The following is a 14,242-nucleotide window of genomic DNA, read 5'->3' on the forward strand; positions in this document are numbered from 1 at the left end:
ATTCAATATACTTGAATGTGGTCAGTATCTCGGTCTCGTCCGCATGAATCGCCACAGTATGCTCGAAATGGGCGGAAGGCTTGCGGTCTTTGGTGCGACACTGCCAGCCGTCGTTACTGATGACGATATTCTTGCTTCCGAGATTTATCATGGGCTCTATGGCGATGACCATGCCGGGCTTCAGAAGCGGACCTATGCCGCGACGCCCGTAGTTGGGAACCTCTGGATCCTCATGCATGCTCTTGCCTATGCCGTGACCGCACATCTCCCGCACGACACTGTAGCCGTTGCGCTCGCAATATGTCTGCACGGCATTGGAGATATCACCTATCCTTTTGCCCGCCTTTGCAGCCTCTATTCCTTTATAAAGACTATTTTTCGTTATTTCGAGAAGACGGGAAACGGAATCGGAAATCTCTCCGACAGCGAATGTGTAGCAACTGTCGCCATGATAACCGTTTAGTTCTACGACACAATCGAGTCCTACAATGTCGCCCTCCTGAAGAACATATGCAGAAGGGAAACCGTGAACTACCGTCTCGTTCACCTCGATACACAGCGTTCCGGGAAAACCCTGATAACCCAGGCAGGAGGGTTTACCCCCGTTGTCGAGGATAAACTCTCTTGCAATGGTATCAAGTTTAAGGGTCGTCACACCGGGAGCGACCCAGCGGGCCATCTCGCCGAGAGTGCGGCTCACAAGATCGCAAGCACCCCTCATCAATTCTATTTCCTCTGCTGTCTTGAGATAAATCATATCAATTTGCCAACGAGTTACAATTCTTAAAAGGCTCCGCTGCCTGTGGTGCGGCCCTTGATACGTCCGTCTTTCATGAGACCGTCGTAATGACGCATCAGAAGATGACCTTCGATGATGCGAAGCGTATCAAGCACAACACCTACGAGAATCAACAGTGAAGTTCCGCCGAAGAATGAAGCGAAATTTCGGTTAAGGCCGCAGATATGGGCAATGGCAGGAAGAATTGCCACAATGCCGAGGAATATCGAGCCGGGAAGCGTGATTCTCGACATGATGGAGTCAAGATAGTCTACTGTCGGCTTGCCGGGCTTGATGCCGGGGATGAAGCCGTTGTTACGCTTCATATCCTCAGCCATCTGGGCTGGACGAACCGTAATCGCGGTGTAGAAATATGTGAACGCCACGATCATGATGAAGTAGATTAAATTATACCAGAAACCATACATGTCGGTCAAAGCTCCGAAGAAACCTGTGTGATTCGTGCTGAAGCCAACCAGTGTTACAGGGATAAACATAATCGCCTGGGCGAAGATGATAGGCATTACACCCGCAGCATTCACTTTCAAAGGAATGTACTGGCGTGCGCCACCATACTGCTTGTTGCCCACTACCCGTTTTGCATATTGCACAGGAACTTTGCGTGTGCCCTGCACAAGGAGCACGGCTCCGGCGATTACGGCGAGCAATATGATTATCTCGACAAGGAAAATCACAAGACCGCCACCCTGCGAGTTCATCAGCCGTCCGGTAAACTCCTGGATGAAAGCCTCCGGAAGACGGGCGATGATACCGATAAGGATGATGAACGAGATGCCGTTGCCGACACCCTTCTGGTCGATGCGCTCACCGAGCCACATGATAAACATAGAGCCGGCAGCAAGAACAATGGTCATGAATGCCACAGTCCATACGCCCATTTCCACATGGCCACCGGCTGCCTGAACCTGATACTTGAGGTTCATGAGGTAAGCTGGACCCTGGAGCAGAAGGATAATCACTGTGAGATAACGGGTATACTGGTTGAGCTTCATTCTTCCGCTCTCTCCCTCTCTCTGCATCTTCTGGAACGCGGGGAGAACCATGCCGAGAAGCTGGATCACGATCGAAGCCGTGATATATGGCATGATACCCAGCGCGAAGATCGACGCCTGTGAGAACGCACCTCCCGAGAACATGTCGAGAAGCTGCATCAGACCGTCGGCAGTGAAATTCTTAAGCGCCAGCAGTTCGTCGGGATTGATGCCCGGCAAGACCACGTAGCATCCGAAACGGTAGATGATCACAAGCAACAGCGTTATGCCGATACGCTTGCGAAGATCCTCTACGCTCCAGATATTTTTTATTGTTTTAGTAAATCCCATTGCTAATTGTCGTTATTTTTTGATTACGGTTCCACCGGCAGCCGTGATAGCTTCCTCTGCAGACTTCGAGAAGGCGTTGGCCTCTATCTCAAGAGCCTTGGTAACAGCACCGTTGCCGAGTACTTTAACCAATCCGTTCTTTGATACGAGACCGGCCTGACGAAGGTCGTCGACCGTGATCTTGGTCAGGTTCGCGGCAGCAGCCAGAGCCTCAAGGGCATCAAGATTGATTGCCTTGTATTCAACGCGGTTGATGTTCTTGAAGCCAAACTTCGGAACACGACGCTGAAGCGGCATCTGACCACCTTCGAAACCTACCTTGTGTGAATAGCCCGAGCGAGATTTTGCACCCTTGTGACCACGGGTCGATGTGCCTCCGAAGCCCGAACCCGGACCACGGCCTACTCGCTTGTTACCCTTATTGCTGCCGGGAGCCGGCTGTAAATTATGTAGTTCCATTTGCGTTTCTGTCTTTTTAGAGTTTTGTCACTTCAACTAAGTGGTGAACCTTCTTTACCATTCCCATGATCGAAGGAACATCCTCTTTGATCACTGAATGATTCATCTTACGAAGACCGAGTGCGTCAAGAGTGAGTTTCTGCACTTTCGGAGCATTGATGCGGCTCTTTATCTGTGTGATTTTAATCTGTGCCATGTCTGCTTCTTATTTGCCGTTAAACACTTTTTCTACCGACACGCCACGGTTCTGAGCAACCTGCATCGGGCTGCGCAACTCGTCAAGAGCCGCGATTGTAGCCTTCACAAGGTTGTGAGGGTTGGAAGAACCTTTGGATTTTGCAAGCACGTCGGTAACACCTACGCTCTCGAGAACCGCACGCATAGCGCCACCAGCCTTCACTCCGGTACCCTCCGAAGCAGGCTTCAGGAAGATGCGTGAGCCACCGAACTTAGCGCTTACCTCATGAGGTATGGTGCCTTTGTGAACAGGAACCTTGATGAGGTTTTTCTTAGCTGTCTCAACGCCTTTGGCGATAGCGGCGGTAACCTCATTGGCTTTGCCGAGACCCCAGCCGATAACACCATCCTCGTTACCTACAACCACAATGGCTGCGAAACTGAATGCGCGACCACCCTTTGTCACTTTGGTAACGCGGTTGATAGCCACGAGACGGTCTTTCAATTCCAAATCATTTGTGGACTTAACTCTGTTATTTCTCTTTGCCATGATTCTAATTTAAAATTTAAGACCTCCCTTGCGGGCAGCATCTGCCAATGATTTCACTCTGCCATGGAAAAGATAACCGTTACGGTCGAACACGACTGTCTCGATACCCTTCTCCTGGGCTTTCTTTGCTATCTCCTCACCGACTTTGGCTGCAACCTCAGTCTTGGTGCCACCTTCGAGACCTTTCGAAGAAGCCGCGCAAAGCGTAGCGCCGGCAAGGTCATCGATAAGCTGCACATAAATTCCCTTGTTGCTGCGGAACACGCTCATGCGGGGACGCGCTGCAGTGCCGGAAATTTTGCCGCGGATGCGGCTCTTTATCTTATTTCTTCTTGCTGTCTTGGATATCATAGTTCCTCAATTTTTATTTGGCGTTAGCCGATTTTCCACTCTTGCGGCGGATGATCTCACCGACAAACTTAATACCTTTACCCTTGTAAGGCTCAGGCTTGCGAAGCGAACGGATCTTGGCACATACCTGACCCAGAAGCTGCTTGTCGCTGCTCTCAAGGATGATGAGCGGGTTTTTGTTACGCTCGGTCTTGGCCTCTACCTTCACCTCTTTGGGAAGCTTGATATAGATAGCATGTGAATATCCTAAGGCAAGTTCGAGAACCTGACCTGTGGCTGCGGCACGATAACCTACACCAACGAGCTCCATCTCTTTCTTGTAGCCCTCTGAAACGCCGACAACCATGTTGTGCACAAGAGCACGGTAAAGACCGTGCATCGCGCGGTGTGTGCGCTCGTCGCTCGGACGNGTCAGAACCACGTGGCCATCCTCTACATTCACTGTGATATCGGGGTTGATCTCCTGTGAGAGTTCGCCCTTGGGACCTTTTACAGTCACTACGTTATCTTTGACCTGTACGGTTACGCCGGCAGGTATCACGATGGGTGCTTTACCAATTCTTGACATAATACCTCCTTTTTTAATATACGTAACACAATACTTCGCCGCCGATCTTACGCTCTTTCGCTTCCTTGTTTGTCATCACGCCCTGTGATGTGGAAAGGATTGCGATACCGAGACCGTTGAGGACGCGCGGCATTTCCTTATAACCTGTATACTGGCGAAGACCCGGACGAGAGACGCGGTGAAGATTCTTGATTGCATTCACCTTGTCGACCGGATCATACTTCAAGGCTATCTTGATGGTACCCTGCGGGGTATTGCCCTCCTCAAACTTGTAGTTGAGGATATAGCCCTGCTCGAAAAGGATTTTTGTGATCTCCTTTTTCATTTTTGAAGACGGAACCTCCACCACGCGGTGTCCTGCGTGGATGGCGTTTCTCAATCTTGTCAAATAATCTGCTATTGGATCAGTCATTGTTTAGATTGTTAAATTGATTCAGATATACTGAACAATATTTAATACTCTCTTTATTATAATTTGAATTTGCCTCCGGCGGCACAATCTGCCAAATCAGCCTGCAAGACTTGCCGCGAGCCTCCCGAAAACAGCGAAACAGGGAGGCCGAAGCCGGAGGCAGCCGGTAATCGGAGATTACCAGCTTGCCTTCTTGACTCCTGGAATGAGTCCTGCGCTTGCCATCTCGCGGAACTGAATTCTGGAGATGCCGAACTGACGCATGTATCCTTTTGGACGGCCCGTGATTACGCAACGGTTGTGAAGACGAACTTTTGACGCGTTCTTGGGAAGTTTCTGCAGCTTTGCAAGAGCATCGTAGTCGATATTGCCTTCAGCATCGGCGAGAGCGGCTTTCTTGAGGGCTGCCTTCTTCTCGGCATATTTTGCCACCATGCGCTGACGCTTTACCTCGCGGGCTTTCATTGATTCTTTTGCCATGTCGAATTATTTTTTGAAGGGAAGTCCGAATTTCTTGAGAAGTGCGAAACCTTCCTCGTCTGTCTTGGCAGATGTAACGAAGGTGATGTTCATACCCTGGAGTTTCGGAACATTGTCAATGTTAATCTCGGGGAAAATGATCTGCTCTGTGATACCGAGCGTATAATTGCCACGGCCGTCAAGCTTGGAGTTGATGCCCTTGAAGTCACGGATACGCGGAAGCGCTACGCGCACGAGACGCTCCAGGAACTCATACATCTTGTCACGACGAAGAGTCACCATTGCGCCGATAGGCATTTTTTTACGAAGCTTGAAGTTTGAGATATCCTTCCTTGAAAGCGTGGGAACCGCTTTCTGACCTGTTATGGCTGTAAGCTCGTTGATTGCTGTCTCGATCAGTTTCTTGTCCTGCGTTGCCGCACCGAGTCCCTGGTTGATAACGATCTTTTCCAGGCGGGGAACCTGCATCACGGTAGTATATTTGAATTCCTCCGTGAGCTCCGGAACTATTCTTTCCTTATAGTCTTTGCTAAGAGTTGTGCTCATTACTTAATCTCCTCTCCTGATTTTTTTGAATAACGTACCAACTTGCCGGCGTCATTGAGACGGCGACCGATACGGGTCGGCTTGCCGGATTTGGGATCTAACACATTCAAATTCGAAATATGCACGGGGGCTTCCATTTTCACAATGCCACCCTGCGGATATTTGGCGTTGGGTTTGGTGCTCTTTGACACTATGTTGACACCCTCCACAACGGCGCGGTTTTTGTCAACCAGCACTCGGAGCACACGTCCTGTCTTGCCTTTGTCGTCACCGGCATTGACATAGACTGTGTCACCCTTCTTTATATGCAATTTTGCCATTTCTTTTACGGTTTAAGACGGTTAAAGTACTTCAGGTGCCAATGACACGATTTTCATGTTAGTGGCACGCAACTCACGGGCTACTGGGCCAAAGATACGTGTGCCGCGGATCTCGCCGGCGTTGTTAAGAAGCACACAGGCATTGTCGTCGAAACGGATATAACTTCCGTCCGGACGGCGGATTTCCTTCTTCGTGCGAACCACAACAGCCTTCGATACGGTACCCTTCTTCACATCGGATGAGGGGATGGTGCTCTTCACTGTCACAACGATGATGTCGCCTACGCTGGCATAACGACGGCCTGTACCGCCAAGCACATGGATACAGAGAGCCTCTTTTGCTCCACTGTTGTCCGCTACTGTCAATCGGGATTCTGTCTGGATCATGATTACTTAACTTTTTCGATGATTTCTACCAGTCTCCATCTCTTTGTCTTACTCAACGGACGGGTCTCCATCAGACGGACTGTGTCGCCTATCGAGCACTCGTTGTTTTCATCGTGAGCGTGATACTTCTTTGTCTTGTTGACAAATTTGCCGTAAATCGGGTGTTTCTCTTTCCACTTGATTTCAACTGTGATAGTCTTATCACATTTGTTGCTCGAAACAACCCCGACTCTCTCTTTTCTCAAATTTCTTTTCTCTTCCATTTGTAAAATACTTTACGGGGATTACTTTACTTCAGAAGCAGCCTCCTTGGCGGCGGCGATTTCCTTCTGGCGCAACACTGTCTTCAAGCGGGCAATCTCGCGACGATCCTTGGTGATCTTTGCGGGATTGTCTACGGGAGATATCGCGTGCGCTACTTTCAATTCACGATAAGCCTTCTCTGCAGCCTCTATCTGGGCTGTCAGCTCCTGAATGCTTAATTCCTTGATTTCTTCCTTTTTCATTATTTATTTATCTAATTGTTTAGATTAGTCCTGAGTGTCTCCGGATTCAGTAAATCCACGGAGTGATATTCACGATTAAATTTGCAAGCAGATGGAGGCGCATGACACCACATGCAACCTTCAAAACTTGCAAAAAATCCAAATTCGACCGCAAAGATACTGAAAATATTGCGATTATAAAAATTTTTATCAAATTTTATCGCAATATATTGTCAAAACTCTGCCTTCAGGCATAACTGAAGACAGAGTTCCAACAAATTTACTTAGACATTCTGTGAGGGATCATAGTCGCGGCGAACCACAAACTTGGTGATCACAGGAAGCTTCTGGGCGGCAAGACGAAGTGCCTCTTTGGCTACATCGTAAGGAACGCCCTCTACTTCTATCAGGATACGTCCCGGAGTCACAGGCGCAACGAATCCCTCGGGATTACCTTTACCTTTACCCATTCGGACCTCAGCAGGCTTTTTAGTGATGGGTTTATCCGGGAATATGCGGATCCAGATCTGTCCCTGACGCTGCATGTAACGCGTCACGGCGATACGGGCTGCCTCGATCTGACGGCCGGTGATCCATTTAGAGTCGAGTGTCTTGATGCCGAACGAACCGAATGCAAGCTGGTTGCCACGCTGGGCCTCACCTTTCATACGGCCTTTCTGTGAACGGCGGTATCTCGTTTTCTTAGGTTGTAACATGTTTATTGAGCTTTATTATCGGTTGTTGTTTTTCTTGTTGCGGAAACCACCTTTGCGACCACCACCCTGAGGACGACCTGTCTCTTTCTGACCGATGGCATAAGTGGGAGTAAGCTCCTTCTTGCCATAGATCTCGCCGCGGCAGATCCATACCTTGATGCCGATGATGCCGACTTTGGTAAGAGCCTCTACCAAAGCATAGTCAATATCGGCACGGAGTGTGTGAAGCGGTGTGCGGCCTTCCTTGAACATCTCGGAGCGAGCCATCTCGGCGCCGTTGAGACGACCGGAAACCTGAACCTTGATACCCTCGGCACCCATACGCATAGTCGAGGCAACTGCCATTTTGACTGCACGACGGTAAGCCACTTTGTTCTCGATCTGGCGGGCGATGTTCGATGCAACGATCTCAGCGTCCAGTTCAGGACGTTTGATTTCGTGAATATTGATCTGAACCTCCTTGTCGGTGAGCTTCTTCAGCTCCTCCTTGAGGGCGTCCACATCCTTGCCGCCTTTACCGATAATCATACCCGGACGAGATGTGCAGATTGTCACAGTCGCCATTTTAAGGGTACGCTCAATAATTATTCTGGACACGCTTGCCTTTGCAAGACGAGTGTGGAGATATTTACGGATCTTCGAGTCCTCAAGAAGGGTGTCGCCGTATTTCTTTCCACCATACCAGTTCGAGTCCCAACCGCGGATTACTCCAAGACGGTTGCTGATTGGATTAACTTTCTGTCCCATCTTTGCAAATTAAGCTTTTTCGTTATTAATTGTGTCCACGAACAATGTCACGTGATTAGAGCGCTTGCGGATGCGGTATCCGCGGCCCTGGGGTGCGGGACGGAGACGTTTGAGCATCGGAGCGCAGTCTACGAAAACTGTTTTCACGAAAAGCTCGCCTGCCTCTGCCTTGCGTTCATTCTTCTGTTCCCAGTTGGCGATTGCCGAACGGAGCAGCTTCTCAACCTTGCGGGAAGCCTCTTTATTGGAAAATTTCAAAATTCCGAGAGCCTTGAAAGCCTCCTGGCCACGAATCATATCGACCACAAGGCGCATCTTGCGCGGAGAGCTGGGCACATTGTGAAGCTTAGCGAAATATTCGCTCTTGCGTGCCTCCTTGATAGCCTCGGCTGATTGTCTTTTTCTTAAACCCATTGTATGTTATTCTTTTTTTATCTGAATTAATGATTCGGGCCATTATTTTTTCTTGTTGCCTGCGTGGCCGCGGAATGTGCGGGTGGGGGCAAATTCTCCCAGTTTGTGACCTACCATGTTCTCGGTCACGTATACCGGTATGAATTTATTTCCGTTATGCACCGCAAAAGTGTGGCCTACAAAGTCAGGAGAGATCATGGACGCACGGCTCCACGTCTTGATGACGTTTTTCTTGCCGCTTTCCTCCATGGCTGCCACTTTCTTCTCGAGCTTAACGCTGATAAATGGTCCTTTTTTAAGCGAACGACTCATACTTGTCTCAATTAATCAATTATTTTTTCCTTCTTTCAATTATATACTTCGAAGAATGCTTCTTCGGCGAACGGGTCTTCAAGCCCTTTGCATAAAGACCTGTGCGTGAACGGGGGTGTCCACCGCTCTGACGGCCTTCACCACCACCCATCGGGTGATCGACAGGGTTCATAACCACACCACGGTTGTGGGGGCGACGACCGAGCCAGCGTGAACGACCTGCCTTTCCGCTCTGCTCGAGAGCGTGGTCGGAGTTGCCGACAACACCCACGGTAGCGCGACATGTCAGAAGCACTTTTCTTGTTTCTCCAGAAGGCAATTTGATAATTGCGTAATCACCTTCGCGTGATGTGAGCTGTGCGAATGTTCCGGCGGAACGTGCCATGGACGCGCCCTGGCCGGGACGAAGCTCGATACAATGGATCAGGGTACCAACAGGGATGGCTGACAGAGGAAGCGTGTTGCCTACCTCGGGAGCTACATCAGCTCCGCTCATCACTGTCTGACCTACCTCAAGCCCGTTGGGGGCGATGATGTAAGCCTTGGAACCGTCTTGATAATAAAGGAGGGCGATGCGTGCCGAGCGGTTGGGATCATACTCGATGCTCTTTACCGTTGCGGGTACGCCATCGTTTGTTCTCTTGAAGTCGATGAGACGCAATTTTCTCTTATGGCCGCCTCCACGATATCGTGTTGAAAGGTGACCTGAAGAGTTGCGGCCACCGGTGGAGCGCTTACCGACTGTAAGAGATTTTTCTGGTGTGGTAGCAGTGATTGTTCCTTTGAACACACCAATAACCTTGTGTCTTTGCCCAGGCGTAGTGGGCTTGAATTTTCTTACTGCCATTACTTTTTAAATATTGCTATAATAGTCAATCTTCTGTCCTTCGGCAACTGTCACGTATGCTTTCTTGAAAGCCGGACGCTGACCGCGGATGAGCCCGCTCTTGGTGTAACGCTGTTTGCGCTTGCCGGCGTAGCTCGCTGTGTTTACTCTCTCCACGCGAACATTGTAGAGTTTCTCTACGATGTCTTTGATCTGGAATTTGTTAGCCTCGGGAGAAACGGCGAAAGTGTAGCAATTCTCCTTTTCGCTATAGGCTGTAGCCTTTTCCGTAACGATCGGTTTGATCTGTATATCCATTCTTATTTCTCCTAAGATTAAAATTCATTCAAAATTGCAACGCTGTCTTCAGTAACAAGGATTGCATCCGTGTTGAGAAGTGTGAACGCATTGAGATCCACTGCCTGAGCCATAAGCGCGTTGGGAACGTTGCGAACTGAAAGAAGCACGTTCTCATCTACACCTGCCATGACCAGAAGAACTTTCTTGTCTTCAAGCTTGAATCCTTTTGCTATGTTCATATAGCTCTTTGTTTTCGGAGCATCGAACGAGAAGTTCTCGATAACGAAAATCTTCTTGTCATTGACGCTTGAAGTAAGAGCTATGCGACGGGCAAGAGCCTTCACTTTCTTATTGAGTTTGGTGCGGTAATCGCGGGGACGCGGACCGAACACAGTGCCGCCGCCACGAAGAAGCGGAGAGTTGATATCACCGCGACGCGCGCCGCCGCCACCTTTCTGACGACCCAGCTTGCGTGTCGAACCCGACACCTCACTGCGCTCCTTGCTCTTATGCGTGCCCTGGCGCTGGTTGCCCAAATACTGTTTGATGTCGAGATAGATAGTGTGCTCGGCGTTACCCTCGCTCAGATCGCGTGAAAACACCTCATCGTTGAGCGTAACTTTACGTCCGGTGTCCTCTCCTTTGATGTTATAAACTGCTACTTCCATTATTTCTCAACTAAAACGATTGAACCTTTAGGCCCCGGCACGGAACCCTTAATCATTAACAAATTGTGCTCGGGAAGCACTTTGATCACCTGAAGATTTTGAACAGTGACACGCTCGTTACCCATATGTCCAGCCATACGCAATCCCTTGAACACCTTTGCAGGGTAAGAGCATGCGCCGATTGAACCCGGTGCGCGGAGACGGTTGTGCTGACCGTGTGTGCTCTGGCCTACGCCGCCAAATCCGTGGCGTTTAACTACACCCTGGAAACCTTTACCTTTGGAAGTGCCGACAACATCGACAAAACCTCCCTCCTGGAAAAGATCCACAGTCAGCGTTTCGCCCAGACCCGGAAGGGTCTCAAACGACTTGAACTCGGCCAAGTGACGCTTGGGTGTCACCCCGGCTTTCTTGAAGTGTCCGGCTTCGGGCTTGGTAGTGTGTTTGTCTTTCTTATCGACAAAACCTACCTGAACTGCCTCGTAACCGTCCTTCTCCAAAGTCTTGACTTGGGTAACCACACAAGGACCTACTTCGATAACAGTGCACGGAATGTTTCTTCCGTCGGCACTGAAAACGGATGTCATTCCGATTTTCTTTCCTAATAATCCTGGCATTTCTTTTTACTATTTGTGGTCTTTGAATCGGTCCGGTCCACGGTGTTTCCGAAGACCGGACCGCTCATATTATTTGTTTTATCTCTTTATTAAACTTTAATCGATACGTCAACTCCGCTGGGAAGCTCAAGTTTCATCAGGGCGTCAACAGTCTTCGATGTGCTCGAATAGATGTCGATCAGTCGCTGATATGATGAAAGCTGGAACTGCTCACGGCTCTTCTTGTTTACGAAAGTAGAGCGGTTCACGGTGAAGATACGCTTGTGTGTGGGCAATGGAATCGGGCCGCTCACAACTGCGCCGGTCGCTTTGACCGTCTTTACGATCTTCTCCGCAGACTTGTCAACGAGATTGTGATCGTAAGATTTAAGTTTGATTCTGATTTTTTGGCTCATATTGTTGTTATGACTATTTTATTTAAGTAAGTCTACACGGCCCTGACATTCTGTCAGAACGTTCTTCGCGATTGAATTGCTGACTTCCGCATAGTGGCTGAAGGACATGGTTGAAGTGGCACGACCGGAAGTGATGGTACGCAAAGCTGTAACATAACCGAACATCTCCGCAAGAGGAGCCTTGGCTTTCACGATACGTGCGCCGCTACGGCTTGTCTCCATACCTTCTACCTGACCGCGACGCTTGTTGAGGTCACCGATCACATCACCCATAGACTCCTCGGGAGTAACCACTTCGATCTTCATGATCGGCTCCATAAGAACCGGACCTGCCTTCTCAGAACCTTTCTTGAACGCCTGGATAGCGCAAAGCTCGAATGAAAGCTGATCGGAGTCAACCGGGTGGAAGCTACCGTCGAGAAGTGTCACTTTAAGACGCTCTACCGGATAACCTGCGAGAACACCGTTCTTCATTGCAGTCTGGAAACCTTTCTGCACAGAAGGGATGTATTCCTTAGGCACGTTACCACCCTTAACCTCGTCGATGAACTGGAGGCTGCCCTCGAAATCATCGTCAGCAGGCTCGATACGCACGATGATATCGGCGAACTTACCGCGACCACCGGTCTGTTTCTTGAATACCTCACGAAGCTCGACAGGCTTGGTGATAGCCTCTTTGTATGTAACCTGAGGACGACCCTGGTTACACTCTACCTTGAACTCACGACGCAGACGGTCGATGATGATGTCAAGGTGAAGCTCACCCATACCGCTGATGACGGTCTGACCGGTCTCCTCGTTTGTCTCTACGCGGAATGTGGGATCCTCCTCTGCGAGTTTCTGAAGACCTACGCCAAGTTTGTCAAGGTCCTTCTGAGTCTTGGGCTCTACGGCGATACCGATCACAGGATCCGGGAATTCCATAGCCTCAAGCACGATAGGATGATTTTCGTCGCAGAGAGTGTCACCGGTGCGGATATCCTTGAAACCGACACCTGCGCCTATATCGCCACAGCCGATTACCTCCTTGGGATTCTGCTTGTTGGAGTGCATCTGGAACAGACGGGAGATACGCTCTTTCTTGCCTGAACGGCTGTTAAGCACGTAGCTTCCGGCTGGTATCTCGCCTGAATACACACGGAAGAAGCAGAGACGTCCCACATAGGGGTCGGTTGCAATCTTGAACGCGAGTGCCGCCATAGGAGCCTCAGGGTTCGGCTCGCGGGTCTCGACCTCATCGGGAGAACCGGGAACAGTACCTTCCACAGCACCTGCGTCAAGCGGCGAGGGAAGATAAGCGCAGACAGCGTCAAGAAGAGTCTGAACACCCTTGTTCTTGAATGAAGAACCGCAGATCATCGGGTTGATTGCCATCGAAAGTGTGCCTTTGCGGATAGCGACGCGGATCTCGTCTTCAGTGATAGTCGAGGGATCGTCGAAGTATTTTTCCATCAGATTCTCGTCAAGTTCGGCGAGAGTCTCAAGCATTTTGTCGCGATACTCCTCAGCCTCTGCCTGAAGATTGGCGGGTATTTCCTCAACGCTGTATTCAGCACCCATTGTCTCGTCGTGCCAGAAGATAGCCTTCATAGTCACAAGGTCAACAACGCCTTTGAAAGTCTCCTCCGCACCGATAGGAATCTGGATGGGAAGCGGAGTTGCGCCGAGCACCTCCTTCACCTGACGAACAACCTCGAAGAAGTTTGCGCCAGAGCGGTCCATCTTGTTTACATAACCGATACGGGGAACGTTATATTTGTCAGCCTGACGCCACACAGTCTCACTCTGAGGCTCAACACCGCCTACCGCACAGAATGCAGCGACAGCACCGTCAAGCACGCGGAGCGAACGCTCAACCTCTACAGTGAAGTCAACGTGTCCGGGGGTGTCAATCAGGTTGATTTTAAACTTGTCGTCGTTATATTTCCAGAAAGTGGTGGTAGCGGCGGAAGTAATTGTGATACCACGCTCCTGCTCCTGCTCCATCCAGTCCATGGTGGCAGCGCCATCGTGAACCTCACCGATCTTGTGAGTAAGACCGGTATAGAAGAGGATACGCTCCGAAGTGGTGGTTTTTCCGGCATCGATGTGAGCCATGATGCCGATATTGCGGGTTAATCTAAGATCGTCGTGTTTTGCCATTTTCTCTTATCTCAATATTAAAATCTGAAATGTGCGAACGCGCGGTTAGCCTCTGCCATGCGGTGCATATCCTCTTTTCTCTTATATGCGCCACCCTGGTCGTTGAAAGCGTCTACGATCTCTGCCGCGAGCTTGTCAGCCATCGTCTTGCCGCCGCGTTTGCGGGCGAAGATAATGAGATTTTTCATTGATATGGATTCCTTGCGGTCAGCGCGGATCTCAGTAGGAACCTGGAAGGTAGCACCACCC

The 14,242-nt window shown here is 49.9% G+C and carries 24 protein-coding genes and 1 pseudogene; all 25 read right to left on the reverse strand.

Features of this window, described 5'->3' with window-relative positions:
* A partial coding sequence (gene map / locus JX312_RS02555; protein WP_204456942.1) for a type I methionyl aminopeptidase occupies positions 1–757 on the reverse strand: 757 nt, incomplete at its 3' end.
* A 26-nt stretch (positions 758–783) separates the two neighbouring features.
* Positions 784–2,121 (reverse strand): preprotein translocase subunit SecY, encoded by a 1,338-nt coding sequence (gene secY / locus JX312_RS02560; protein WP_123404983.1) that lies wholly within the window; start codon positions 2,119–2,121, stop codon positions 784–786.
* A gap of 12 nt (positions 2,122–2,133) precedes the next feature.
* A complete protein-coding gene (gene rplO / locus JX312_RS02565) occupies positions 2,134–2,580 on the reverse strand; it encodes a 50S ribosomal protein L15 (RefSeq protein ID WP_123404981.1) in 447 nt (148 codons plus the stop codon).
* A 16-nt stretch (positions 2,581–2,596) separates the two neighbouring features.
* Entirely contained in the window at positions 2,597–2,776 is a 180-nt protein-coding gene (gene rpmD, locus JX312_RS02570) for a 50S ribosomal protein L30 (protein ID WP_123404978.1), read from the reverse strand.
* Positions 2,777–2,785: 9 nt separating this feature from the next.
* Positions 2,786–3,307, reverse strand: coding sequence for a 30S ribosomal protein S5 (gene rpsE, locus JX312_RS02575; RefSeq protein WP_123404976.1), 522 nt, complete (start codon positions 3,305–3,307; stop codon positions 2,786–2,788).
* 9 nt (positions 3,308–3,316) lie between these two features.
* Complete coding sequence (rplR, locus tag JX312_RS02580; protein WP_123404974.1) at positions 3,317–3,658, reverse strand: 50S ribosomal protein L18; 342 nt, start codon at positions 3,656–3,658, stop codon at positions 3,317–3,319.
* Positions 3,659–3,671: 13 nt separating this feature from the next.
* Positions 3,672–4,226 (reverse strand): 50S ribosomal protein L6, encoded by a 555-nt coding sequence (rplF, locus tag JX312_RS02585; protein WP_123404972.1) that lies wholly within the window; start codon positions 4,224–4,226, stop codon positions 3,672–3,674.
* Positions 4,227–4,239: 13 nt separating this feature from the next.
* Positions 4,240–4,638, reverse strand: coding sequence for a 30S ribosomal protein S8 (gene rpsH, locus JX312_RS02590; protein WP_123404969.1), 399 nt, complete (start codon positions 4,636–4,638; stop codon positions 4,240–4,242).
* Between the two features lie 177 nt (positions 4,639–4,815).
* Positions 4,816–5,118 (reverse strand): 30S ribosomal protein S14, encoded by a 303-nt coding sequence (rpsN, locus tag JX312_RS02595; RefSeq protein ID WP_123404967.1) that lies wholly within the window; start codon positions 5,116–5,118, stop codon positions 4,816–4,818.
* A gap of 6 nt (positions 5,119–5,124) precedes the next feature.
* Entirely contained in the window at positions 5,125–5,664 is a 540-nt protein-coding gene (rplE, locus tag JX312_RS02600; protein WP_123404965.1) for a 50S ribosomal protein L5, read from the reverse strand.
* Positions 5,664–5,984 (reverse strand): 50S ribosomal protein L24, encoded by a 321-nt coding sequence (rplX, locus tag JX312_RS02605; protein ID WP_123404963.1) that lies wholly within the window; start codon positions 5,982–5,984, stop codon positions 5,664–5,666. Before rplX ends, rplE begins: the two co-directional genes overlap by 1 nt.
* 21 nt (positions 5,985–6,005) lie before the next feature.
* On the reverse strand, positions 6,006–6,371 hold the full coding sequence (gene rplN, locus JX312_RS02610) for a 50S ribosomal protein L14 (protein ID WP_123404961.1): 366 nt from the start codon (positions 6,369–6,371) through the stop codon (positions 6,006–6,008).
* A 2-nt stretch (positions 6,372–6,373) separates the two neighbouring features.
* Positions 6,374–6,634 (reverse strand): 30S ribosomal protein S17, encoded by a 261-nt coding sequence (gene rpsQ / locus JX312_RS02615; protein WP_123404959.1) that lies wholly within the window; start codon positions 6,632–6,634, stop codon positions 6,374–6,376.
* Between the two features lie 21 nt (positions 6,635–6,655).
* Positions 6,656–6,877, reverse strand: a complete 222-nt coding sequence (rpmC, locus tag JX312_RS02620; protein WP_123404957.1) for a 50S ribosomal protein L29 — start codon at positions 6,875–6,877, stop codon at positions 6,656–6,658.
* 263 nt (positions 6,878–7,140) lie between these two features.
* Positions 7,141–7,572 (reverse strand): 50S ribosomal protein L16, encoded by a 432-nt coding sequence (rplP, locus tag JX312_RS02625; protein WP_123404955.1) that lies wholly within the window; start codon positions 7,570–7,572, stop codon positions 7,141–7,143.
* Positions 7,573–7,587: 15 nt separating this feature from the next.
* Positions 7,588–8,319, reverse strand: coding sequence for a 30S ribosomal protein S3 (rpsC, locus tag JX312_RS02630; protein ID WP_124030381.1), 732 nt, complete (start codon positions 8,317–8,319; stop codon positions 7,588–7,590).
* A 9-nt stretch (positions 8,320–8,328) separates the two neighbouring features.
* Entirely contained in the window at positions 8,329–8,733 is a 405-nt protein-coding gene (gene rplV / locus JX312_RS02635) for a 50S ribosomal protein L22 (RefSeq protein WP_123404951.1), read from the reverse strand.
* Positions 8,734–8,775: 42 nt separating this feature from the next.
* Entirely contained in the window at positions 8,776–9,045 is a 270-nt protein-coding gene (rpsS, locus tag JX312_RS02640) for a 30S ribosomal protein S19 (RefSeq protein ID WP_123404950.1), read from the reverse strand.
* Positions 9,046–9,064: 19 nt separating this feature from the next.
* Positions 9,065–9,892, reverse strand: a complete 828-nt coding sequence (gene rplB / locus JX312_RS02645) for a 50S ribosomal protein L2 (RefSeq protein ID WP_123404948.1) — start codon at positions 9,890–9,892, stop codon at positions 9,065–9,067.
* Between the two features lie 6 nt (positions 9,893–9,898).
* Complete coding sequence (gene rplW / locus JX312_RS02650) at positions 9,899–10,189, reverse strand: 50S ribosomal protein L23 (RefSeq protein ID WP_123404946.1); 291 nt, start codon at positions 10,187–10,189, stop codon at positions 9,899–9,901.
* A gap of 17 nt (positions 10,190–10,206) precedes the next feature.
* Positions 10,207–10,839: a 50S ribosomal protein L4 gene (rplD, locus tag JX312_RS02655; protein WP_123404944.1), complete on the reverse strand. Its 633-nt coding sequence runs from the start codon at positions 10,837–10,839 to the stop codon at positions 10,207–10,209.
* Positions 10,839–11,456 (reverse strand): 50S ribosomal protein L3, encoded by a 618-nt coding sequence (rplC, locus tag JX312_RS02660; RefSeq protein WP_123404942.1) that lies wholly within the window; start codon positions 11,454–11,456, stop codon positions 10,839–10,841. Before rplC ends, rplD begins: the two co-directional genes overlap by 1 nt.
* Positions 11,457–11,545: 89 nt before the next feature.
* Positions 11,546–11,851: a 30S ribosomal protein S10 gene (gene rpsJ, locus JX312_RS02665; RefSeq protein WP_123404940.1), complete on the reverse strand. Its 306-nt coding sequence runs from the start codon at positions 11,849–11,851 to the stop codon at positions 11,546–11,548.
* A gap of 18 nt (positions 11,852–11,869) precedes the next feature.
* Entirely contained in the window at positions 11,870–13,993 is a 2,124-nt protein-coding gene (gene fusA, locus JX312_RS02670) for an elongation factor G (RefSeq protein ID WP_123404938.1), read from the reverse strand.
* 17 nt (positions 13,994–14,010) lie between these two features.
* Positions 14,011–14,242: pseudogene (locus JX312_RS02675) on the reverse strand (30S ribosomal protein S7); the annotation flags it as partial.

The sequence above is a fragment of the Barnesiella sp. CU968 genome (genome assembly GCF_905219685.1).
GTDB lineage: Bacteria > Bacteroidota > Bacteroidia > Bacteroidales > Muribaculaceae > Lepagella > Lepagella muris_A.